This window comes from Pantoea sp. RSPAM1 (genome assembly GCF_038816185.1).
Classification (GTDB): Bacteria; Pseudomonadota; Gammaproteobacteria; order Enterobacterales; family Enterobacteriaceae; genus Pantoea; species Pantoea ananatis.
Window position 1 is genome coordinate 3,975,738 of the sequence record NZ_CP046137.1, and the last position, 22,329, is coordinate 3,998,066.

General features: G+C 51.8%; 21 protein-coding genes and 1 pseudogene. 4 read left to right on the plus strand and 18 right to left on the minus strand.

What is annotated here, in order from left to right:
* Positions 1 to 4: 4 nt before the first annotated feature.
* The 16 genes from GKC68_RS19140 to GKC68_RS19215 all read right to left on the minus strand — a co-directional run bounded on the left by GKC68_RS19140 (position 5) and on the right by GKC68_RS19215 (position 16,072).
* Positions 5 to 691, minus strand: a complete 687-nt coding sequence (locus GKC68_RS19140; RefSeq protein ID WP_028724551.1) for a molecular chaperone — start codon at positions 689 to 691, stop codon at positions 5 to 7.
* Between the two features lie 77 nt (positions 692 to 768).
* Positions 769 to 1,290: a fimbrial protein gene (locus GKC68_RS19145; RefSeq protein ID WP_028724550.1), complete on the minus strand. Its 522-nt coding sequence runs from the start codon at positions 1,288 to 1,290 to the stop codon at positions 769 to 771.
* A gap of 490 nt (positions 1,291 to 1,780) precedes the next feature.
* A complete protein-coding gene (locus tag GKC68_RS19150) occupies positions 1,781 to 2,329 on the minus strand; it encodes a tyrosine-type DNA invertase (RefSeq protein ID WP_028724549.1) in 549 nt (182 codons plus the stop codon).
* Between the two features lie 707 nt (positions 2,330 to 3,036).
* On the minus strand, positions 3,037 to 3,771 hold the full coding sequence (locus GKC68_RS19155) for an SDR family oxidoreductase (RefSeq protein WP_089528196.1): 735 nt from the start codon (positions 3,769 to 3,771) through the stop codon (positions 3,037 to 3,039).
* Positions 3,772 to 3,774: 3 nt separating this feature from the next.
* The gene (locus GKC68_RS19160) at positions 3,775 to 4,023 is read right to left on the minus strand and encodes an acyl carrier protein (protein WP_028724547.1); all 249 of its coding nucleotides are present in this window, start codon (positions 4,021 to 4,023) and stop codon (positions 3,775 to 3,777) included.
* Between the two features lie 70 nt (positions 4,024 to 4,093).
* Positions 4,094 to 4,900 carry a MaoC/PaaZ C-terminal domain-containing protein gene (locus GKC68_RS19165; protein ID WP_176438573.1) on the minus strand — a complete coding sequence of 269 codons (807 nt, stop codon included), beginning with the start codon at positions 4,898 to 4,900 and terminating at the stop codon, positions 4,094 to 4,096.
* 5 nt (positions 4,901 to 4,905) lie between these two features.
* A complete protein-coding gene (locus GKC68_RS19170) occupies positions 4,906 to 6,174 on the minus strand; it encodes a beta-ketoacyl-[acyl-carrier-protein] synthase family protein (RefSeq protein ID WP_110983437.1) in 1,269 nt (422 codons plus the stop codon).
* Between the two features lie 9 nt (positions 6,175 to 6,183).
* The gene (locus GKC68_RS19175; protein ID WP_342656423.1) at positions 6,184 to 7,572 is read right to left on the minus strand and encodes an efflux transporter outer membrane subunit; all 1,389 of its coding nucleotides are present in this window, start codon (positions 7,570 to 7,572) and stop codon (positions 6,184 to 6,186) included.
* Entirely contained in the window at positions 7,569 to 9,515 is a 1,947-nt protein-coding gene (locus GKC68_RS19180) for an ABC transporter permease (protein ID WP_089528200.1), read from the minus strand. The genes GKC68_RS19175 and GKC68_RS19180 overlap by 4 nt, the downstream gene beginning before the upstream one ends.
* On the minus strand, positions 9,508 to 10,578 hold the full coding sequence (locus GKC68_RS19185; protein WP_342656909.1) for an efflux RND transporter periplasmic adaptor subunit: 1,071 nt from the start codon (positions 10,576 to 10,578) through the stop codon (positions 9,508 to 9,510). The genes GKC68_RS19180 and GKC68_RS19185 overlap by 8 nt, the downstream gene beginning before the upstream one ends.
* Positions 10,579 to 10,691: 113 nt before the next feature.
* Positions 10,692 to 12,833 carry an ATP-binding cassette domain-containing protein gene (locus tag GKC68_RS19190; protein WP_342656424.1) on the minus strand — a complete coding sequence of 714 codons (2,142 nt, stop codon included), beginning with the start codon at positions 12,831 to 12,833 and terminating at the stop codon, positions 10,692 to 10,694.
* A 46-nt stretch (positions 12,834 to 12,879) separates the two neighbouring features.
* Entirely contained in the window at positions 12,880 to 13,827 is a 948-nt protein-coding gene (locus GKC68_RS19195; protein WP_263793453.1) for an ABC transporter, read from the minus strand.
* Positions 13,827 to 14,501, minus strand: coding sequence for a DsbA family protein (locus GKC68_RS19200; protein WP_342656425.1), 675 nt, complete (start codon positions 14,499 to 14,501; stop codon positions 13,827 to 13,829). The genes GKC68_RS19195 and GKC68_RS19200 overlap by 1 nt, the downstream gene beginning before the upstream one ends.
* 137 nt (positions 14,502 to 14,638) lie before the next feature.
* On the minus strand, positions 14,639 to 14,830 hold the full coding sequence (locus tag GKC68_RS19205) for a DUF4762 family protein (protein ID WP_028724538.1): 192 nt from the start codon (positions 14,828 to 14,830) through the stop codon (positions 14,639 to 14,641).
* Between the two features lie 592 nt (positions 14,831 to 15,422).
* On the minus strand, positions 15,423 to 15,719 hold the full coding sequence (locus GKC68_RS19210; RefSeq protein WP_342656426.1) for a hypothetical protein: 297 nt from the start codon (positions 15,717 to 15,719) through the stop codon (positions 15,423 to 15,425).
* A gap of 14 nt (positions 15,720 to 15,733) precedes the next feature.
* Positions 15,734 to 16,072 (minus strand): hypothetical protein, encoded by a 339-nt coding sequence (locus GKC68_RS19215; protein ID WP_206115328.1) that lies wholly within the window; start codon positions 16,070 to 16,072, stop codon positions 15,734 to 15,736.
* Positions 16,073 to 16,357: 285 nt separating this feature from the next.
* Between GKC68_RS19215 and GKC68_RS19220 the strand changes: the two genes are divergently transcribed.
* Together GKC68_RS19220 and GKC68_RS19225 are read left to right on the plus strand one after the other, a co-directional pair.
* Positions 16,358 to 16,684: a SymE family type I addiction module toxin gene (locus GKC68_RS19220; protein ID WP_047713392.1), complete on the plus strand. Its 327-nt coding sequence runs from the start codon at positions 16,358 to 16,360 to the stop codon at positions 16,682 to 16,684.
* 75 nt (positions 16,685 to 16,759) lie between these two features.
* Entirely contained in the window at positions 16,760 to 17,557 is a 798-nt protein-coding gene (locus tag GKC68_RS19225) for an aminoglycoside phosphotransferase family protein (RefSeq protein ID WP_028724535.1), read from the plus strand.
* Between the two features lie 421 nt (positions 17,558 to 17,978).
* On the opposite strand, the pseudogene GKC68_RS19230 reads toward GKC68_RS19225, so the two are convergent.
* Both GKC68_RS19230 and GKC68_RS19235 read right to left on the minus strand, forming a co-directional pair.
* Positions 17,979 to 18,989 (minus strand): annotated as a pseudogene (locus tag GKC68_RS19230) (hypothetical protein).
* Positions 18,990 to 19,286: 297 nt separating this feature from the next.
* A complete protein-coding gene (locus GKC68_RS19235) occupies positions 19,287 to 19,781 on the minus strand; it encodes a MarR family transcriptional regulator (protein ID WP_028724533.1) in 495 nt (164 codons plus the stop codon).
* Between the two features lie 452 nt (positions 19,782 to 20,233).
* Here GKC68_RS19235 and GKC68_RS19240 point away from each other — a divergent pair, with 452 nt between their 5' ends.
* Positions 20,234 to 21,778, plus strand: coding sequence for a methyl-accepting chemotaxis protein (locus tag GKC68_RS19240; protein ID WP_028724532.1), 1,545 nt, complete (start codon positions 20,234 to 20,236; stop codon positions 21,776 to 21,778).
* On the plus strand, positions 21,775 to 22,107 hold the full coding sequence (locus GKC68_RS19245; RefSeq protein ID WP_050598428.1) for a hypothetical protein: 333 nt from the start codon (positions 21,775 to 21,777) through the stop codon (positions 22,105 to 22,107). The genes GKC68_RS19240 and GKC68_RS19245 overlap by 4 nt, the downstream gene beginning before the upstream one ends.
* The last annotated feature ends 222 nt before the right edge of the window (positions 22,108 to 22,329 follow it).

The window sequence follows — 22,329 nt, forward strand, 5'->3', positions numbered from 1 at the left end:
AAGATCAGATACTGCCTGTAAGAACTTTGCTGGTACCGCCATAATCGTTGATAAACTGCCAGGTTAGCGATCCGCCGGCGATGCTGGCCGGTAAATCAAACGTGGCATCGGCCTGGGGAGCGACCAGGGTGACGTTCTTGACTTCAGTACCGTTGATTTTGACGTTGAAAAAGGTGAAGTAATGGGGAGACGGATTCGTCACACGAATCTGGTTACCGATTCGTTTCCAGCTCAGTGTTTTCGCCGCATCTTCGAGCGAGCCTTTCACTCCAGCCGGACGAAAAATCAGTTTGATACGCGTTTTCACCGCAATCTGCAGGGTGTTTTGCCGCTTCTCTGTAGAAGGAATAGATTTAATATTGAGCCAGAAAAGCGACTCTTTGTTCTCCGGCAGATCGCCCCCGGCACGGACTACGCGCAGGATATTCTGCTGATTCCCGTCCAGACGGAATAAGGGTGGCGTAACGATAAACGGGGTTTTACTGGCTTTCACGCCGGCATCCGTTTCTCCGCCATCCACCCATGACTGAATTAAGTACACGTTTTTGTCAGGATTACTGACATTGATAGATGACTCTTTCTTTGCACCGTCATAAATCAGACGCGTGCCGCCAACGACTACGCCAGCCTGCGCCATCGTACAGAAGGTCGTTAATACCACCGCTAACGCTGTCTTGCGCCAATTGTTCATGGTGCCTCTACCTGCCTGAAACATTTGAAAAGATCAGAGGCAGCAATCGCCTCTGATCTGCTACAACAGAAGTGAAGTTACTGATAAACGACGGTGAACTGCGTTACAGCGTTTGCATCACCCACGGTGACGTCATCTGCCACGGAGATGTAGCGCGCGCTGAAGTCCAGATTGTTAGGACCGGTGCTGACCAGAGGGTAAACCGAAGAGTCTTCAAACAGTGGAACGACCTTGTTCTGGCTGTCAGAGATCTGCACACCCACACCTGTTGCAGTGCTGTCGCCAGCGGTCAGGGCCAGGATGCTGTTGTCGCCAGAGACCTGAGTACCGTCAAAGCGGACAGTTGCGCCCGTTACAGTGTCAGGACAATCGGTTAACACTAATGTGAATTTCTTCGCGGCGGCCAGAGAGCCGGCACCCGAGAAGGCAGTACGTGCGATGTTGCCGAGGAATACGTCCTGGTTCTGAGATGCAGTATCAATCGTACAGGCCGCGTCGGTGATGGTTCCGGTGAAGTTCACTGCGCCATCAGAAGCGAAAGCAGAAGAAGAAATAGCCGAAGTAGCCATCAGAGCAATAGCAATAAGAGTCTTTTTCACGAGAAATATCCTGTAAACAATTAAAATCGATATACCTGTAAAGAGGCAGTCGAATTCGTTATGACAAAACCATCTGTCATTCCTTTATTTAGTTCTTGAGACTCCGTCTCAAATTAATAAATCGCCTAAAGGTTTCCCTGAAAGACAAACGATTCATTTTGAACTAAAGTGACTCCATTGGTTTTTAAAACCAAAAAATCAAAACAGGCAGAATAAAAAACCAATTAAAAATAAAATAACAGGATTTTATATTGATAATTTTGATGCATTGCCAGTATGTAATTAGAAATGCTTCACGGGCATAAGAATAAACTGAGCGGTGCGAGGAGGGAATTAAACAAAAACTCTTACATAACGTGTTGAAATTAAATAGTAAAAAATAAATGTGTCCTGATAATACAAACAGTATTGACAGAAATTTAGCCACTCACTAAAGTAGGCTCCAATTTAGTTCAAAATGACTCCATTGTAATAACTGGTTACGTCTTATTTACCAGACTTCTTTGAATCGTTGCGCGTTACTTGCCGTGTAGATAACGGTATTTTGTATATTACGATGTCCTAAATAATCCTGAATCAAGCGCGTATCTATTCCCCGGTCTGCCAGAGCGAAACCACAGCCATGTCTTAACATATGCGGATGTGCATTAATCGTCAGATTCGCAGCCTGACTGTAATTTCTTATCAACCAGTAAATTCGTTGCCGGGATAACTTTGTTCCCCGATTAGAAAGAAACAACCAGTCTGTTTCCGCGCCACGATATTGATTTCTTTTATTCATCCAGAGTGATAACGATTTCCGCTCACGTCGATAAAGAGGATGAACGGTTGAAAAGCCGTTTTTTAATCGATGAATATAAATATTATTTCCCTCTATATCGATATCAGACAGCCGCCAGCTGCTGATTTCGCTCACCCGACAGCCGTGGATGAAACACATCCAGATCAGGCAGTAATCCCGCTCTGGGTGCTTTCCGTGCAGTGTCGCCTCAAGCAGTTTTTCGACTTCAGACGGCGTCAGGTATTTACGATTTTTCATAATGCCTCTTCATATGCATAGGATTTCCGATGGACGTCTCTCTCGCTGGCTTTGAGCCAGAAATGCTTTTTTGATACTGAAAATACCCTCCTTAATACCGAGAACACGGATGATGTTTTATACAATAACAACATACTTAATCGGTGTATTTAATATCTCTCCCTGAGTCATTAACGAATAAATGACGTATGCATTTTTAATATACGTCTTAAAGGCTGACACATCAAACATAAGATAATAAAAACGAGATGGGATTAATCCCCATGAAACTGTAAGGATATAACCTAAGAAATTAATAGTATTTAAATTTGAGTGTCGTAGACGTTTAATCTGTAAATGGATTCTTTCGTTTGATGTAAATACTGTAAAAAAGAAGTAAAAAGTCACCGTTCCCAACCGTTGGCGGGCCTTTTTATTTTTGGTGATTTTGTCCTTTGCAGGCATTTTTTTACGTGAGGGCGCTGTTTTTCACCCGGATTTTTCCAGGATTCTGATCTCAATGACTTAAGCAAACATTGTGTTTTTCACCTGCGGATGGATTCAACTGATCACATTTTGCATGCAGTGACGGGCGTTTTATCAGCAGGAGAAAGGGATTACTGGTTACAAGTCCTTGATAAGCGGCAGAAAGCACCTGACAGATGAGCGACCAAAAAAAACAGGACGTAATACGTCCTGTTGGAGCACAGCAAAATTAACCATCGGGATCAGGCAGAAAGGCCACCATCCAAAATGAGGGTCTGGCCGGTCATGTAGGCACTGTCGTCACTGACCAGCCAGGCAACGGCGCCCGCAACCTCGGCCACTTTGCCAAAGCGTTTAAGGGGGATCTTTTTTCGCAGTTCAACCAGCTTTGGATTAGGAATGCTGGCCATAATCTGAGTATCAATATAGCCGGGCAGCAGACAGTTAACCCGAATGCCAAAGCGGCCTAATTCAACCGATAACGTGCGTGCCAGCCCAATCATTGCCGCTTTGCTTGCCGCGTAGGCGCTTTGCCCGCTGTTGCCTTTGACGCCGCTAACCGATGACATCATCACAATTGAGCCTGTTCCCTGCATCATCATGGGTTCGAGCAGCACGTGATTCCAGTAGAATATGGCATTCAGATTAGTGTCCATCACCTTACGCCAGTTGGCCGGACTTTGGTGAATGTACAAGGCATCAAGGGTAATTCCGGCATTGTGAACCAACGCATAAGGGGCGCCGTAACGCGCCAGAAGATCGGCGGCCAGCCCGGTCACTGTCTGCTCATCGCATCCGTCACATTGATATCCCTCCACCTTGCCGGGGAGTGCCTTGCAGAGCAACTCGACTTCGTGCGCTGCACTTTCATCCCTGCACCAGGTGAACACCACATTCCACTGTTTTGCCAGACGCAATACTGTCGCACGCCCTATCCCCCGGCTTCCGCCGGTCACTAAGATCCATTGATTACGCATGATTTATTGGCTTTTTTCGCTGAGGTACTGGCAAAGCTCGCTCAGCGTCATGTTAATGTTACTGGCGAACATCTCAGCCTCAATCGTCACGCCAAACTCTCTCTTCGCCAGCACCATTAATTCCACATAATCCAGGCTGTCGAGTCTCAGCAACGGCAACGGCATGTCCGGCCGAAGGCTGGCCATCTCCAGATCTTTTGCATCACACAGCATCTCGCATACCTTGGTGTAAACTTCATCAAAATTAGCCATTTTTATTCCTTTAATTCAATGCTTTAATAATTTTCAGGTCGAAATTTTAGTGACACATCTACGTGTCTTGCTACTCAGCCAGCGGCCCGGTTTTCAACGTCACCGTGACCGCCATCAGCGGTTCATTGATCCGCCATGCCTGGATAGCCGTTACCAGCACCAGACCCGCCGTTTTTTCCCCCGTCACCAGCGTGGGCTGGATGGCGTAATGTATCGCGTCACCTTGCAGCGCGTTCCCCGCCGTCTGAAACAGACCCGGCGAAAAATGCGTCTGATGGTGCGTCTGTACCACCTGTACCTGGCTGAATACCTCGCCCAGGCAGGTCGCCTTGAGGCCGGGGATCAGGCCCTGTGCGGTCTCAAGCGTTTCCGTGGCGTTGACCAGTTGACGGAACAGCACCGCGTCAAAAAAGCTCCAAAGCGGGACAGGGCCCGGTTCCACCGCCCTGAACTGGTGATACAGCGCTGCCAGCACGTCTCCACGTAACGTATTGACGTGGGTAACTGGCGATAACGCCAGCGGATTCGCCTCGCTCAGCTTACCGTTGATGCTGTTTTGCATGGTGTAGGTGTTAACCAGTTTGCCGCTGACCTGTACCCGTTCCCCCCTGTGCGTTTCACTTGACGACAGCTGATAAGGAATGGCGCACAGCACGGGATCGCGCAGCCGGCTGCTGAACAGCAGCCCGCCCGACAACAATGTGTGTTTTTCCAGCGCCTGGCTCAGCACCGACTTCATATCCAGCAACACACGCATGCCGTGTACACATAGTCCGTCCATGCCCAGACGTCTTGCCTCGGCAGCATCAAAATGAATCGGATTATGGTCTCCGGAAAACGACGCCCAACGCTCTGCGTCACGTAACGTATAGCGCACCGACCTCATTTGCCCCGTCCAATCACCAGCGCCGCGTTAGCACCGCCAAAGCCAAAACTCAGGTTAAGCGTGATGTTCAACGCTGCCGGGCGATGCCTGTTCGGAACATAGTCCAGATCACATTGCGGATCCGGCGCATCAAGGTGGCAGGTCGCAGGTATCATCTGATGCTGCATGGCCTGCAGGCAGATAATGGATTCAAAACTGCCTGCGGCTGCGATCAGGTGACCGCTGTAGGATTTGGTGCTGGAGCACGGCGTGGCGTAGGCCGCCTCACCCAGCACAATTTTAAGCGCTTCAGTTTCGTTGAGATCGTTGAGCGGCGTAGAGGTGCCGTGCGCGTTGATGTAATCCAGCCCACCGGGTTTGATGCCAGCCTGGTTAAGGGCGCGGCGGATGGTCTGCACCCGGGCAATTTTGTCGTCGGCCGGTGCGGTAAAATCGAAAGCATCAGAGTAGTTGCCGTAACCGAGAATTTCCCCCAGGATCTGCGCACCGCGCGCAATGGCGGATTCCCGCTCCTCCAGACACAGCACGGCCGCCCCTTCACTGAGTACAAAGCCATTGCGATGCAGGCTAAACGGGCAGCAGGCACGGCTTAACGCCACCTGCTCACTGGCCAGCGCCCCCAGTACGTCAATATTCCATACCGCCGAATCAGAACGCAGCGACTCTCCCGCGCCTGCCAGCATCATGTTTGCACGGCCATGGCGGATTAGTTCGAAGGCATCGCCCACGGCGATGGTCCCGGTCGCACAGGCGGCCACCGGCGTATTCTGATATCCGCGCAATGACCACAACATGCTGACCGCCGCCGTAGCGGCGTTTGGCATAGAAAAGAAGCAGCCAAACGGCGATCCTACGCGCGTATGTATGAAGTCTTCATGATTGAGATGGGTTTCATCCTGCCCGGCCCAGCCGGTGCCCATGATGACCCCGCAATCGCGCAGATCGTAGTGCTGCTCTGGCTTTTCATCACCAAAAGCCATGTGCATCGCTTCCCGCGCGGCACCCAAGGTAAGCCGCGCGAAACGTGGCAGGCGGCGACGGATCGGGCCCGGTATGCCTTTGAGCGAGGGCTCCTCATCAATCAGCCCATAAAAGCGCGATTTGATCCCTGCGGCAGACTTGTCGCAATAGCGATAGCCCGTTTTGTAATCCATGATGGCCGCCCAGCTGTCAGCGGCATTCATCCCCAGTGGGGTGACCGCACCATAACCGGTGACCACGACGCGACGTGGCGTGTTTGTCGTCTGTAAACTGTCCCTTTGCATGATTCATCCTTAGTGATTCACTGTGTCGTCTTCCCCGCCACCCAGCGCCAGCCAGAGTTTCATCGTGGAATACAGGTAATTGTATTGGGCTTGTACCTGCGCGTTTTCGCTGTCCAGCAGCGTATTCTGCGCATCAAGTAACGTTTGATAGGCCACGGCACCGTGGCGATACTGACTTTCCACCAGCGTCAGCCTTTTCTGGCTCAGCACGAGGTTATCCCGTTGACGCTGTTTTTCCTGCTGCCAGGTCAGACGCTGCGACATCGCGTTATCAATATCCTGGAGTGCGCTGTAGGCCGCTTTTTTGAACTGAACAGCCGCGGTTTGCACATCCAGATCGGACTGTGCAAGGGTCAGCTGCACCCTGTTCCATTGGATAAAGGGCAGATCAAGCGAGGAACCCAGCGTTCTGGCGGGATTACTAAACCATTGCTGAAAGACCGCCGCGCCCGCATTGAGGGAGGCATTGAGCGTCAGTGAGGGGTAAAAGCTCAGCCGGGCGACGTCCGAACCGGCCAGGGCCGCGCGCAGATTCAGTTCGGCGACGCGCACATCTGGCCGTTTAGCTATCGTCTCCAGTGGCAGGCGTTGCGCGACCGGCACCTGCTGCTCACTGTCCAGGGACGCGCGTTCAGCCGGGTATTGCCCGGGCGGACGACTCAGTAAAATCGTGAGGGCGTTACGGCTTTCATCGCGCTGCTGGCGGAGATCGTCGAGGCTGATTTCCCGGCTCAACACCGTTTGCTGCGCCTGCAGATAATCAAGCTGGCCAAGATCGCCGGCTTTCCAGCGGGACGTCACCCTTGCCAGCGTATCGCGTGCAATGTCCAGGCTGCGCTGCATATTGCTGATTTGCTGGTTCAGGCTGGCAATTTGCCAATAGAGCTGGGACACCGTGCCGATCAGCGTCAGGGCGGTTGCGCGTAAATCCTGTTCCGACGCCTTTGCCAGCCAGTCAGACTGCTCACGCGTACGTGCCAGTTTCCCCCACAGATCCAGTTCATAGGCGGCCGTGAGCGTGTTGCTGTAACTTTCCGCTGGCGTCGTGTTACGACGTAAATTCTGGCTATTACTGGCGCTGGCGCTAAGAGAGAAATCGGGCGTCAGATTGAGATAGGACTGGCCCGCCGTCAGACGCGCCTGCTTAAGCTTTATGCCAGCCAGCGCTAAATCGTTATTACTTTGCAGCGTGGCCAGGATAAGCCGCGACAGCTGCGGATCGCCAAAGTTGTCCCACCAGTGCGGGGTAAATTTCGCCACACCTTCACCGGTATCCTGCACGCGCCAGGCGTCAGGAACGGACAGCAAGGGGCGCTGATAGTCGCTCTTTAAGGCCTGGCCGCAGCCGGTCAGTATCAGCACCATCATCGGCATTGAGAGTTGGGTGAACCTGATCATTCGCGTGCAAGCGCCTCGGTTGGATGCAAACGGGCGGCATTCCGTGCCGGAAAAAAACCAAATCCCAGCCCGATAAGCGCGGAAAACCCGCAGGCCATCAGGATCGGCGGCCAGGTGAAAATCATGGTGAATTCCTGGGTAATCTGGGAGAAAATCAGCCCGGCGATGCCCGATCCCACCACGCCAGTCACGCCGCCAAGTGTACAAATCACCATCGCTTCAATCAGAAACTGGCGCATAATATCCCCCGGGCGCGCCCCGACAGAGAGGCGAATGCCGATTTCATGCGTGCGCTCCGTCACAGAGACCAGCATGATGTTCATCACCCCCACGCCACCGACCAGCAGGGAGATCCCGGCAATCGCGGTGATCAGCAGCGTCATCGACTCTGAGGTTTTGCGGATGGTCTTCGTCAACTGATCGTTGGTCATGGTGAAAAAATCACGTTTACCGTGCGTCGCATCCAGCCGTCGTTCAATCTGCTGCTGAGCGGTTTCAATCGGATAGCCGTCCGCAATGCGCAGAGTAATGGACTGCAACGGCGCATCTCCTGACATTCTTTCAAGCAGCGAGGTATAGGGGATCCAGGCACCTGGCTGTTCGCCGATGTACTTCGGCCCTTGTTTATCCGCCACGCCAATGACCCGGAACGGCACGCCGGCAAGCTGAATAATCTCGCCCAGCGGATCCTGCCCGTCGGCAAACAGCGTATTGCGCACGTTTGGATCGATGATGATCACCGGTTCACGATCGTCGAGGTCACGTGGGGTAAACCGGTTTCCGGCAACAAAGTGCAGGCCCTGGACACGAAAGAAGCCGTTGCTGACGCCCAGCAGCGATACCAACACCTGTTTCCCTCCGCGGATCGCTCTTACAGTTTTGCCCACGACCGGCGAAAGACTGTCGGTAAATGGCTGCTTGCCAAGCAGTGCGACATCCTCCAGCGTCAGTGAACGTTCAAAATCCGGACGCGGTTGATCCCAGCCCAGACCGGGCTGAATTTCGATGGTGCTGGTGCCAAGCTGGCTTATCTGGCTCAGAATGTTTTGCCGCGCGCCCTCTCCCACCGCCATCGAGGAAACCACCGAGGCGATGCCGATAATAATGCCGAGCATAGAAAGAAATGCACGGATGCGGTGCCCCAGCAGCGAGCGCCACGCCATGCGCACCGCTTCTTTAGTGCTTTGCCACACGGCGGTTCGTCCGGTCGTCGTCAGCGTCGGTAATCCCTGCGGTTTAGCCTGCTGGCTCACCGGGTTGGTATGGTCGGCAACGATCTGGCCGTCATGGATTTCCACAATACGCTGACACTGCGCGGCGATGCTGCGGTCGTGAGTCACGATAATAAGCGTATGCCCGGACTGATGCAGACCATGTAAAATGCCCATCAGCGCCTGACCGCTGGCACTGTCGAGTGCGCCGGTGGGTTCATCCGCCAGAATCACCGGTGCGCCATTCATCAGGGCGCGCGCAATACTGACGCGCTGCTGCTGACCGCCGGAAAGCTGCGCAGGCCGGTGGCGCATGCGCTGTCCCAGCCCCAGGCGGTTTAGCAGATATTCCGCACGCGACTGACGCGTCGCGACGGGCATATCGGTATACAGCGCCGGGATGGTGACGTTTTCGATGGCGGTCAGATACGGGATCAGGTGATAACGCTGAAAAATAAATCCCAGATACTGACTGCGTAACTGCGCCAGTTGGTCACTGGTCGCGACCTGGGTAGAGACATTCATAATGCGCATCTCGCCTTCCGAGGGTTTGTCCAGGCAGCCCAGAATATTCATCAACGTGGACTTACCGGAACCGGACGCCCCCACAATCGCCAGCATCTCGCCGGCATATACACGCAAGGAAATGTCCTTCAGCACCGTGACCGCGGCATTGTCCGTCCCAAAACGCCGGGAGATATGAGAGAGCTCAATTACCGGATCGCTAGTCATTGGCGCCCCCTACTGCGTTTTGCATCACCACATGCTCGCCTTCACTCAGCCCCTCTTTCACTTCAACAAACTGTCGGTCGTTGATCCCCACGCGCACGAGCCGTTTTTCGGTTGTCTTCCCGTTGACGACCTGCACAACGTAGAGGTCGTCATTTAGCGGCTGGCCCAGCGCCATGACCGGCAGGCGCAGCACGTTTTTGGCCTGTTCGGTGACGATGAACACCTGTGCCGTCATGGCAGTGCGCAGCAGATGATCAGGATTAGGTATGCTAAACACGCCGTTGTAGTACACGGCGGAAGACTGCTGGGGCTGAGCACGCGTGCCCTCATCCTGTAAGGCGTCGTCAGGGGCATCCTGCAATGTGCCCATCACACTTTGATAACGATGATTCGGGTCCGCGACCACGTAAAACGTCAGCGGCTGGCCGGGATGCACTTTCAGGATATCGGTTTCTGAAATACGGGTTTGCACCGTCATGGTGTCGACATTCGCCAGCACCAGAATCGTCGGCGCGGTTTGCGAGGAGACAACGGTCTGGCCCTCTTTGGTGACGATGCCCAGTACCTGGCCGTCCATCGGGGCCAGAATACGCGTGTAGCCCAGGTTGGCTTTCGCCGTTTCCAGCGCCATCTGCGCCTGCACGATCTGCGCCTCATTCACTTTTATCTGTGCCTTTTGAGTATCCACTCTGGCCTGCGCCTGTTCCAGGCTGCTTTTCGTTCCGGCCCCGTCGCGATCCATCTGCCGCTGACGTTTCAGTTCCAGCTGGTACTGGGTTAAGTTGAATAAGGACGCCTGTTTTTGCGCTATCGCACTGTCCAGCTCGGCCTCCGATTTGCGCAGTTCGCTCTGTTGCAGCGTGGGGTCAATTTCCGCCAGTAGCTGCCCTTTGGTTACCCGATCGCCGGCACGCACATAGAGCTTTTTTAACTGGCCGTTGACCTGCGCACCCACATTCACCTGCACAGAGGGTTTAAGGATTCCGGTGGCCAGCACGGTTTTTTCAATATCACCGCGATCGATCGCCTGCGAGATCTGCGGTACGACGCTGCCCGTCAACATGCTGCGCAGCCCCCATGCGCCACCCGCCAGCAGAATAAGCACCAGCACGACCAGGGCATAAAAGGATTTACGCTGACTGACCCGCCGTGAGAGAAGGTTTTTCATCATGACACTCACGCCTTTTCTCCCTGGGGACCGGTGTTTATCGCCGCCGTGTCTTGCAGATCCTGCATCTGTTCATTTCTCAGCACACAAATGCGATCAAACAGCGGCAGTGCCGTTTCACTGTGTGTCACGGCGATCAGCGTTTTTCCGTATTCGCGGCAGTGATCGATCAGGGTTTGCATCACCTGTAGCGCGGTGGGTTCATCAAGGTTGGCGGTCGGCTCGTCCAGCACCATCACCGGACGGTCGCTGTACATCGCACGCGCCAGCATAAGCCGCTGACGCTGGCCCAACGACAGAGCGGGATGGCTTTCGCGGATCAGCGCGTTTTGTTTCCCTGGCAGGCTGTCTATCACGTCGGTCAGCTTCAGGCCGCGCAGGGAATGATCAATACGCCGCTGTTTTTGCACATCGCAATGGCGATCGAACAGCGTGATATTTTGCAGGACGCTGGTGTTAAACAGGATGTCCCCCTGGCTTTGCAGAAAGAACAGTTTCTGCGCCTGCCGGGCGCTTACCGGCTGCCCATCTACCAGGATCTCGCCCGACTGAGGTGCCATAAGCCCGGTAATCACTTTCAGCAGCGTACTTTTACCGGCACCAGACTCGCCGACAATCGCCAGGGTTTCCCCCCGGGATACTGTCAGAGACACGTCGTTGAGCACCGGCCTGCCTGGCTCGTAAGCAAACTGCAACGCACGGTAGCTGAGCTGCTGGATAAAGTTTACGGGCGGTACGATTGCCCCGGCATCCTCGTCTTTTTTTGCCTGAGGGAATAGATCGGCGGCGCGGGTATCAATGACGTGCAGCTGGTTCTTTTGCAGGACCGAGAAGAAAATCTGGGTGATGTAGGCGGTAAAAATCTGGCGCACAAAGCTGTAGGCGAAGAACTCCCCCAGCGAGATGCGGTTGTCTTTCAGCAGCGGTAAAGCCAGCAACATGAACAACACCATTTCCAGGCTACCAATCAGCTGATACAGACTGCTTTTGACCTGTTCGTACACCTTTTGCTTCTGCCTGACGTCAAACAGGGACGCGGCAAAGCCGGCAAACGCCGTCTGACGTTGGCTATTTAAGCCCGCCGATTTGAGCGTGGCGAAGCCCTGGATCGATTCCAGCAGGAAGTCGCTTTGCTCCGCGCTTTTCACCTGAATCTGCTGGGTGTAAAAGCGATCGCGGAAGATGGCCCATACACTGACCAGGCCCATTAGCATTACGCCGACGGCAGAGATAGCAGCAAGTAACGGGCTGATGTAACACATCACCGCCAGTGCAATGATGCCCACCACCCAGTCCGTACGCAGACCGTTATCCAGTTCTATTTTTTGCGCGGCCGCCATCTGCCAGTGAGAAAAGCGACTGTAAATCTCACCCGGACTGCGTTTTTCAAAGAAGGAGAGTGAGTTCATCAGCAGGCTGGCGAAGCCGCTGACGCTTTGCATCACCACAAAACGCTTAATAAAACGTTCGGTGACGCTACGCACGATAAACGCCAGCAGCGTGGATACCACAAACGCCAGCAGATAGTAGGCGTAGGGGAATTCAGTTTCACCACCGGATGAAAACACGTTGTTGATGGCCGAACTGACCATCACCGGCATGATAAACAGCGTCAGCGAAATCAGAAACGCCAGCAGCATCAGACGGTAAATGCCCGGGATCCCCGCCGTCTGTTTAAGGCTCATCCATTCCAGCACGCGAAACCGTCGCGTGCGGCTTTGTGCTGCCACTGAGGGCTTTTTACTGATGGCGTCGTTATCCAGCACCAGCGCATAGCCGCTGATTTCGGCTCGCAGCGCGGCGATGGGTAACAGTTGCTCACCAATCGCCGGATTCATCACGTAAACATAGCTGCCCTGACGGTATGCCAGCAGGACATAATGACTGGCACCGTAGTGCAAAATGGCGGGTAACGGGATTTTCGCCAGCTCATCCAGATCGAAAGCGACCGGATACGTCGGGATAGCCAGATCGGAGAGGATCTCGCACAGGGTTGAAAGCGCGGTGCCGTGAGCCGATGCGGGATAATGCTCGCGCAGCATGTCCAGCGGTGCATCAATTCCCTGCGTTTCTGCCAGCATTGAAATACAGGCCAGCGCACATTCATTCGTTTCAGCCTGATAAACGATTTTTGGAATAATATTTTCCATAATTTAACCCCTAAAACATCCTGTTCTTTTCTGCCGTGATGCCTGATTACTCATTAATAAAAAACAGCGAGTGTGAATGCCACAGCATCCAGTCAGTAGAATAATCACGGATGCTTTGTTCGATAATTCGCGGCATTTCATCTTTTATTTTTCTGGCCGCGATGGGAGCGTGAATCCTTATCTTTAATCCGTTATCAAAATAAAGATGATAAAACACCACCTGTGCGGACATCACTCTGGCCAACCGGATAATGCCGCTGTGCAAACTGGCCGGACGTTCAAATAAGCGACAAGATAATTTCTCTGCTTTGTCTTTACTGGCGAACTGAGTGAAATCCGGCGTGATATCAGGGAATATAATGATATTTCGCTTATTCTCTGCCGCCGCTATGACCGACGACATTAAGTTCCCGGCAATACTTTTATTATCTTCATGAATCGAACAATAGCTAAGATCAAATCCGCCCTGCCGTCGCTCGGCTTCTGAATAGACCTCTGCGCTGCGGGAGATGACGACCGTTGCCTTCCCTGGATAGGCCGCCGCGCCGACCATGGTGGCCAGGACGTCCGAGACCATGTGCAGCGGGGCCAGCAGTACCGGCTGCCCCGCGCGCTGAAGCGGCTCTACTACAGCATTAAGCTGTGCCGAACAGGCTGCCAGCTCGCGCAATAAGCGGCGATTTTGTCCGTAGGTTAGCCCCTCTTCCAGCAGCTTTCGCCGCTGGGTCAGCCAGATATAATCAAAATTTTTATCATCATTCAGCAGGCAGCGGCGATTTGATTCCGCTACCGCCGCCCGCAATTTAAGATCGCGTGGTATTAACTTTAAAAAACGTCTGGCATGGGCAAAGGCAAAAATAATCCGGTAGTGTAAGCCGCGAAATAATAAACAGTGCGCCCGGTTGCCAATAAGCTGAAACTTATACGCCAGCCACTGGCATCTGACGGTGAGGTTCCGCCAAAACAGTGCGCACCACAGCGCATAAAACTTCATTATGACTCCGGCACTTTACCTGTTGCTAAAATTGAGAGCAGTTTGTCAGAGAAAGCCGGGAAATCCCGATCCTGAATCGCAACCCATTTTTTTGCGACAATAAAGGTCGGCGTTGCGTTAATGTCGTAATACTGAGAAACGCGCGTCATATAATCCAGCCGTTTTTTAACTTCTGCAGACTGACTGACTTTATGGTATTCCGCGAGGTCAATCTGGTTTGCTTTCAGCCACGCATCACGCATGGTTGGATCACCTAAATCAGTCTTGTCCTTCATCACCGCATCGTAGGCGCTCTGGCGGTTGGTCTCTTCAATCCCCATCTCTTCCAGCGTGGCGAACACCGGTGCATAGCGCGCCAGCCCGACCTGACTGTCGAGGCTAAGATGGACACGCACGAGCTTTTTGCCCGCTGGCATACGTTTTTCCAGCGCTTCAACATTCTTTTCATTGATCTCACAATAATGGCAGCCGTAAGAGAAGATTTCGATAATGTCATCGCCATCGGCTATTGGTGTTTTATTCAGTTTTTCGCTGGAGAGAGAGGTCAGTACCTGTTGCTCTGCACCGCTGGATTGATTAAGTACAAATGTACGGAACCAGGCAGTGGTAATTAATGCTGAAACAGCCGCAACAAAAACGGTATACGCCAGCACATTCGTGATTCTTTTTTTCATGGCGGAATTCAATCCAGGCTATAACAATAAGAAAAAGGCGTTCAGTCATCATCAGGAAGGCGTTGTATTTTAAATACAACGCCTGTAAGAATAAATATTAGTTAAATTTACTCTTGCTTAGTATGACGTAATGGGGCTTAGCCGATCCTTCCGCAGTTGATGATAGCCGCTGGAGTATAGGTTTTTTGTACCGCACCATTTTTATCAGTACAGGTTTTCACTGCATTACATACAGTGGTATTACCCACCAGGTTCAGTTCAAAGCTATTTGAACACGTGGTGGTGCCACCAATAACTTCGCTTGCTTCAGACTGGTTGATTTTTTTCATTTTTAATTTCCTTATTTTATTATTACGAGTTAATACTAAGAGCATGATATCGTCCAGCATATTTCACAATATGCTATGCCAACGTGACAGAGGAAATTGTCACCTCAGCACACCCTAATGAACGCCTTACACAAACATGTTAAAGAACGTCATTGTCGGACAGGGCGCATTCTAGTAGCGGTTTTTTAATTAGGCAAGACACCTAAAACGTCATTTATTCACCCGAATGGGCTATTATGTTATTAATGATGTAAGATCTTTCTTATGCAAAACCCAGGTATATTCCGACATTAATTACTCCTCCCTTCCCTGTTACCGTTCTTCCTTTAAATCCTGACAGGATATTGCTGAGTAAAAAGCAGGATTAGCGGATCATAAAATATTAATTATTTTTAAAATTTTTTTGATGTCGAGGTTGCGGGAGCGTGTCAGGGACACTTTGGGCATGTCGCACAGGACGAAATCCCGAGAAGATGCTCTGACTGCGTTAAGGAAATAAGGCATTAGCGCAACGCTCAGGACGGTCTTTACGCGCATAAATCCCGGTTTGTCTTTCGGGCTCGCTTTGCATTGGGTTGGAAAACATCAAAGCCTACGGCTCTTTCTGGTGCCCCTCATCGCCATAGTAATCCACCGACAAGCGCTGGCCGTTAATTTCCAGATCGCGCCACGCTTTAGGCACTGCGCCTGGCAGACGTCGACAAAATACAATGCCCGCCGCTATGACCGCGCCGGTCGCCATCGACGGGAAAAAGTCATTTCTGAAAAAGAGACACTCGAACAGGCTAGGGCCAATCAGACTGAAGAGCTTGCTCCACAGCGACTGCACCAGCCAGAACAGCCCGGTCATGATGGCGGTCACGTACAGCGTAAAAGTGTTGCACCACACCGCTTTTACGATGATTACACTGCGGGAGAGGTTATTGTTCGGCGTTGGCGATTAATGGCAGATAGCAGCGAGAAACGGCATCGCCAGCATGAGCATAAGCAGGACTGCGCCACTGTTTTTGAAAAAAACGTCATCGCATGAGACGCAGGAAAATTCCAGTGCTGCCAGCCGGTCATCAACGCAATAAACGGCAATACCGCAAGCGCGCACAGCCAGGATTTTACGGCGCTCAGGCGATTGAGCGTGAACGCCAGCACGCTGGCCGCACCCAGTGAAAGTGGCCACAGATAACGCGCATAGCTCGCCGGCAAATGTAGCGCATCGGGCAGCGCCCCTGTCAGCCCGGCCAGCATCCCAATCGCGATGATGGTCCATTTTGTCCTGCCAGGGAAAGCGTCTTTTTACAACATGGCGATCCTTTGCGGGTTAACAGAGGGGAATTGAATCAACGTCGAAAACGCATGAATTCAGCTGAAAAGAGCGGGGTTCTTCTGCGTGGTCTTTCGCAGTTTTCTCTTTTCACGCTCGCTGCGTTCCCGCCTGCCTGATTAAATCATCAGGTCATTTAGCGCGATACGAATGTGTTGCCCCACATCCGCATCGCTGATCACAATCACTATTTACAAGGAATAGTCATCATGACTGTCATCAATTCTATTTCAGGTCAGATTGAAGCGAAAGATCAAACCTACACCCAGCGCTATGCGACCGTGGGTTATGTGACCCGCACTCCAGATTACCGCCGTATTCCGGCGATTACCCTGAAAGGCTGTTGGTTGAAAACAGCGGGTTTTCCCATTGGTGCGCAACTGGATGTGAAAGTGGCCTGGGGCCGGATCATTATCAGCGTTAAGCCCAGGGACGTGATCAACGGGACACGGGTGAGAACGATTGAGGAACTGGCGTCATTGCCTGTGCATATGAGAAAGCGGGTGATGAAGGCGATTGGGTTGACGGACTGGTAAGGCGTTGAGGGGGCTTGCCCCTGCGGAGGTGGGGGTGAGTGGGATTGTTATGTTGTAAGCAGATACAGGGTTGCTATGAAGGAAGCCGATTTAGCGAAGATGGGCGCTGCCCGTGTAAAATGCATGGTTGATTGCGAGGGCAAGCCCTGCGCCATTGAAAAAGAGCCGGTAAGTGAGGTTGAATATGCTTTCTATCACAATGCCGCTCCCCTTCTGGCCCAGCATGGCATTCTGACGCCCGTTGTGAAATCAGCCTGCTACGAACACCGAAAGCTCGTACTCGAATACATTCCTGAATCCATCCAACAAGACGCTGTTACAGGCGATGCATTCCTGTCCGTTATTACACGATTACATTCTGTACCGCCTGATCCCTCATGGACGTTCAGCACACATCAGTGGGATGAGGCAGAACTCGAAGGCTGCCTCGCTCTGCTTCGCCTGCCTGCTCAGGCGGAACGGCAGTTTCGGGCAATGCAGAAGCACAGCAATGTTCTTTTTGAACCGCATTGCGTGATCTCCGGTGATACTAATGCAGGTAACTGGGGAAAGAGAGAGAATGGCGAACTGGTGCTGTTCGACTGGGAACGCTTTGGCCTGGGTAACCCAGCGATAGATTTAGCGCCTTTGGTCAAAGGGATGGGCGAAGAAGAAGACTTTCGAGTGTTAGCAAGGCGCTATTGCCAGTTGAATAGCAGGTTTAATGCGGATGTGCTGGCGAAAGAGATTGCCCTTGCTAAAGCGTGGATTGTGAATGAAGTGGTGCTGATATTGAATGAGCGGAGGAAGCCGGAACTGGCGCAGTATTTGGGATGGTACGGGGAGGTGCTGGCTGAGTGGTTGGCATCATCGAGAGTAAACAAAAAACATTAGCGGCCTTAAGATATTATACTTAAAGTCAAACTGTGAACTTATCGATCAAGGTCAGCACACCACCAAGAAAAATAAGAAAAACAAAACATCCTACACTCAGTACAAAAATATAAAAAAATGGAATCATCCATCGCATCAATTCGACATTACTCTCATCTACAAACTGATACGCCTCGCTTTTTTTATCCAGAAAAAATATACTTTTATTTCTTTTAAGTCTGATAAAGAAATATGACATCGTGGCAGCACCAAAGAAGCCAATCATACTGCTGTAAAGATATGGTGCAGGAAGCGTATATTTTTTCTGAAAAAGACTAATGATCTCATAATATTTACTTCTGTTTATTGCGTACAGAAGGACAGACAGGACGAAGCATGAACAGGCAAAAAGGATAGTTAGAATAACAAGATTTTTCATTTATCAAAGGCCAATATGTTTATATAAAGCATCCATTCCCAAGTCAGCTGCATAGCCGCCAGCCATCCCACCAGTAACTGAGCCAACCGCTGCGCAAGCTACGCCGCCAACACCTGCTGTTGCAATACCAATAGCCGCACATACACCCAGACCAGCAAACGTACCTAAGGCTCCGCCACCATAACCAACAGCTGTAGTGCCAATAAACTTTCCATATTCTTTAAAAGCAGTTCTTTCACACTCGTTCTCTCGGCCCGTCGTGCAGCTTTTGACCACTTCATTCGTGCTGTTCGCAAAAGAAAAACCAATACCAATGTAGCCGCCGCTTTTAAGAAAACGTGCAGCTTTGGCAGCATTCCCCACGAATGTGGAATAACCCGGTATTGCACCAATACCAACCGTAGACCACTCGTGAACTATTGAACGGCTAGAGAGGTTTAATGCTCTACGGATGTCTTCGTATGGTTTGAATTTAACCGAATAGCGGATAAGAGATTTCAATAATGGCTTGTTAACCAATTCTTTTAATTGATTAAAGAGTTGATTACGCTCTGCAAAAAACTGCTGGCTAATCAGCGTTCCTTGTGTACGAAATTGATTTTGATAACTTGCCTCAATCTTTTTCAGTATTTGCTCAATTGAAGAAAAATACTTTTCTTCAACGTCACTGGTTATGCCGAATATTTTGTCACCTGCGCTTGTAATGCCTGCGATAAGTCCATAATACTTGTGCAGATACTCAGCTTCATCAGTCCTGGTGCCGATCAAAGCTTCATTCGTTTTTGACTTAGCCTGTCTCAATGCAGCCAGAGCGTTAAGTGTTAAAGGTGCCGGTGTATCAGGGTCTGCAACAATCAAAATTTGCCCTGGCTTTAGCCAGAGCGTATCAGCATTCATCTGCATAAACATCTGAGCGGCCGGCGAATGGACATTGTTGAAAAGTGATCATGCCTGAAAATCCAGGGAACCCGGCTGATCTACTACACAATATCCAGGGGCAATATTACGTGCCATATCCGCATCCTCCATTCGCTAAGTCTGGTAAGACTTTATGATAAAAATTGAGCAGCATCAATTCAAGCCGGCATCAATGTGAGATATCTTTGCCAGCATGCTGAGTACAACGTTTTTCAGTATCTTCCCTCTGAAAATAAAGCCTGACGTTCAAAATCTCTTATTCAGGTCCTTGCAATCAAAGCGAGGCGGCTTTTTCAAGTCAATCCTGGCAAGTGCCCTTGAAATTTACCGCGTCAGGTGAACGCATCTGCCAAAAAACGACTTTTTTAAACATCCTGATGCAGTGACAGCGCATCAGGCTTTTTGGTTTTCCTGAGAAGGCAGAGCCTGAATAATTTTTTCCTGTACGTGTCTTACCCCATCGCGCAGGCTGGCCAGCGTTTCATAAGGTATGCCCATTTCACAAATCATCGCCGCTGGCACGCCGGCTGCCCGGCTTTCCAGTTCACGGCCTGCCTGGGTCAGGCGGATGATGACCCTTCTTTCATCATGACCGGTGTCGCGCGTGCGGCTGATAAAGCCGGCCAGTTCAAGTCGCTTAAGCAGGTGGCTGAGCGTGCCGGATTCCAGGTGCATGCGCTGCCCGACCTCGGACACCGTCACACCGTCTTTTTCCCAAAGTGCCAGCAGTGTCAGATACTGCGGATAGGTGAGGCCCAGCGGTTTCAGATGCGGCTGGTAAAGCTTTGTCATGGCCAGCGAAGCCGAGTACAGCGCAAAGCAGAGAAACTGCTCAAGGTTCTGGGGCTGAGCGCGTTTATCTTCGCCGCTGTCTTTAGAGTCTGTCATGCCGTTGCTCCTGATGAGGTTGAGGGCCGGCAGGCATTCGGTTAATCGTTTGATGCGACAGACGTCAGGGAGCCGGAACAACAGGATATCACGGACAGGAATGGATGGCTTAAACAACTGCCAACGGCCGATGACAGCAACAATATCGACATCAATTAAATTGCACCCAATTTATTTTTGGTGAACTCTGGAGTTCCCCCCTGTTGCCGCCGATAGAGTCTGATACTGATTTGAGATTCGGTAAAAATGACAGAGTTTTCGACGCAACTGTGGCAACAGGCTTTGTTTCAGTAATCATCTGCAAGGGTATTTCGGGGAATGCATTCAGCCAGATAGAAGCTGGCCTCCGGCAGAATGTTACGCCTGACAGGCGCGTCAGCAGGCCCGGCTTAATATCAGTTAATGACAGCACTAACATATACACGGCAGCACTTCCTCAAAAAGAGAAAAATATGAAAATATCTACCCGCCTGACCGCAGGCTTCGGCCTGCTTATTCTCCTGTTTATTATCTGTACAGGGACTGCACTCAATGCACTGAACCGGGCCCGCGAGGGTATGGACTTGATTGTAAACATCAAAATGAAGAAGTATCAGATTGCAGAAGAGATGCTGGGTGAAATAAGACAGATGGCCATTGACGTGAGAACGATTGGGCTACTGGCAGATACTAACGCAATGAAACCACTGGCAGAGCGCATGCAGGAAACGCAAGCGCAGTTTACGGCCAACCGTCAGGCCTTGGGGGATCTGCTGGAGAAGGATTCACTCCCGGCTGGTCGTGAGGCATTTAAAAGGTTGACGGATACGGAGCGATCTTTCTTCGCCACCTTCTCGAAGGCCAGCCAGCTCGGTCTGGCCAATCGTAATGAAGAGTTTACTGAGTGTCTCATAAAAGAAGTACAGCCTATACAGGACACAATGTTGAGCGATTTGCTGATCGTGACTGGGATACAACAGAAAACCAGTAGTTCTGAAGTGGCGAAGAACAGCGCTTTAGCTTCGCAGTCATCTCTCATCCTGATTTTACTGGCTGGCGTATCCATTATTGTCAGCGTGGGTGCCTGCATTGTCATTATCAGAGTGCTGATGCGTCAGTTGGGTGGTGAGCCCGCGCAGGCTCAGGTGCTGGCATCGGCCATTGCGGCAGGTGACCTGACGACCCAGGTTATACTTCGCCGTAACGATTCAACCAGTATGCTGGCCTCTCTTGATGGCATGCAGGCAAACCTGCGCGGCCTGGTGTCGCAGATTAAAGAATCATCATCGTCCGTCGCGCTCGCCGCCGACGAAATCTCACAGGGCAACACCGAACTGTCCTCACGTACCGAACAGCAGGCTGCGGCCCTTCAGGAAACGGCCGCCAGCATGGAGCAGCTTTCGGCAACAGTAAAAAGTAACGCGGCAGGCGCCCAGCAGACGGCGAGCTCAGCGCGTGAAGCCGCGAAGCTTGCCCGCAGCGGTGAAGCCGATGTGCAGCGTATGTCTGACACGATGCATGACATCTCAGCAAGCGCCACAAAGGTGCGTGACATCACCTCCGTGATTGAGAGTATTGCCTTCCAGACCAATATTCTGGCCCTGAACGCTGCGGTTGAAGCGGCGCGTGCAGGTGAGGACGGTCGCGGTTTTGCCGTGGTAGCGGGTGAGGTCAGGACGCTCGCGCAGCGCAGCGCCACGGCAGCCCGTGACATCAAGGTTCTCATAGAACAGGCTGTCGCGCAGGTGGAAAGCGGCGTGACCGTGGCTTCTTCAACCGGACAAAGCATCCTGAAGATTGTCGGCATGGTCGGCGAACTGGCCGAATCCATGGACGAACTGTCGCTGGCGTCCTCTGAGCAAATGCAGGGTATCTCTCAGGTCAGTATCGCTGTCAGCCAGATGGACGGCGTGACGCAGAATAACGCGGCGCTGGTTGAGGAGTCCTCCTCTGCCTCGCAGTCGCTTTCCGGGCAGGCCCACGCCCTGCGCAACATGGTGGAGACATTTAAGGTATGAGTCACGACACAGACAATGAACGTGAAGCCGTACAGATGTACAAGACACTTCGCGCCCTGAAGGAAGGTGTGGACTTCATGGTGAACCAGCTGATTCGGGGGAATTACCTGACGACATCCACGTTTACTAACAACCTGCTTCACCTGAACCGGGCCTTTGAGCCCGTTCAGGCAAGGATGGCGGTGCCCGGCGTGATGGCCGTGCTCCTGCGGGAAGACGTCCTGCTTGCCGCCGACCTGATTGCGACCGGCAGGGCGATTGCGATGATGAATAACTTTCTGGTCTGCGTCACTGGTCAGGAAGCTGACGGAATACCAGAGAAAACATAAGTAGCGGTTTAAGCTGACCAGCTTTACGGGCTACATACTCTGCATCCCAGACAAAGTCCGGCAGGTGCTGCCGGACCGCTCCGCTCAGGATGCTGTACTTTAAGGCTATTTGCTTTGCGGAGGCTTCATAGGTTCCAGAGAGGATACCGACGAAAAAGCGCTGGCGTTGACAGGTTTAGTTACCAGGAAGTTACTAAGAGGAAAAGACAGCGTAAGGCAAGA

Bases quoted from the DNA above. Each gene is read 5' to 3' on its own strand.
- GKC68_RS19140 (WP_028724551.1), bottom strand. From the start codon at position 691: ATGAACAATTGGCGCAAGACAGCGTTAGCGGTGGTATTAACGACCTTC.
- GKC68_RS19150 (WP_028724549.1), bottom strand. From the start codon at position 2,329: ATGAAAAATCGTAAATACCTGACGCCGTCTGAAGTCGAAAAACTGCTT.
- GKC68_RS19155 (WP_089528196.1), bottom strand. From the start codon at position 3,771: ATGCGTAATCAATGGATCTTAGTGACCGGCGGAAGCCGGGGGATAGGG.
- GKC68_RS19160 (WP_028724547.1), bottom strand. From the start codon at position 4,023: ATGGCTAATTTTGATGAAGTTTACACCAAGGTATGCGAGATGCTGTGT.
- GKC68_RS19170 (WP_110983437.1), bottom strand. From the start codon at position 6,174: ATGCAAAGGGACAGTTTACAGACGACAAACACGCCACGTCGCGTCGTG.
- GKC68_RS19175 (WP_342656423.1), bottom strand. From the start codon at position 7,572: ATGATCAGGTTCACCCAACTCTCAATGCCGATGATGGTGCTGATACTG.
- GKC68_RS19180 (WP_089528200.1), bottom strand. From the start codon at position 9,515: ATGACTAGCGATCCGGTAATTGAGCTCTCTCATATCTCCCGGCGTTTT.
- GKC68_RS19185 (WP_342656909.1), bottom strand. From the start codon at position 10,578: ATGTTGACGGGCAGCGTCGTACCGCAGATCTCGCAGGCGATCGATCGC.
- GKC68_RS19190 (WP_342656424.1), bottom strand. From the start codon at position 12,833: ATGGAAAATATTATTCCAAAAATCGTTTATCAGGCTGAAACGAATGAA.
- GKC68_RS19195 (WP_263793453.1), bottom strand. From the start codon at position 13,827: ATGAAGTTTTATGCGCTGTGGTGCGCACTGTTTTGGCGGAACCTCACC.
- GKC68_RS19200 (WP_342656425.1), bottom strand. From the start codon at position 14,501: ATGAAAAAAAGAATCACGAATGTGCTGGCGTATACCGTTTTTGTTGCG.
- GKC68_RS19205 (WP_028724538.1), bottom strand. From the start codon at position 14,830: ATGAAAAAAATCAACCAGTCTGAAGCAAGCGAAGTTATTGGTGGCACC.
- GKC68_RS19215 (WP_206115328.1), bottom strand. From the start codon at position 16,072: ATGCTGGCCGGGCTGACAGGGGCGCTGCCCGATGCGCTACATTTGCCG.
- GKC68_RS19220 (WP_047713392.1), top strand. From the start codon at position 16,358: ATGACTGTCATCAATTCTATTTCAGGTCAGATTGAAGCGAAAGATCAA.
- GKC68_RS19225 (WP_028724535.1), top strand. From the start codon at position 16,760: ATGAAGGAAGCCGATTTAGCGAAGATGGGCGCTGCCCGTGTAAAATGC.
- GKC68_RS19235 (WP_028724533.1), bottom strand. From the start codon at position 19,781: ATGACAGACTCTAAAGACAGCGGCGAAGATAAACGCGCTCAGCCCCAG.
- GKC68_RS19240 (WP_028724532.1), top strand. From the start codon at position 20,234: ATGAAAATATCTACCCGCCTGACCGCAGGCTTCGGCCTGCTTATTCTC.
- GKC68_RS19245 (WP_050598428.1), top strand. From the start codon at position 21,775: ATGAGTCACGACACAGACAATGAACGTGAAGCCGTACAGATGTACAAG.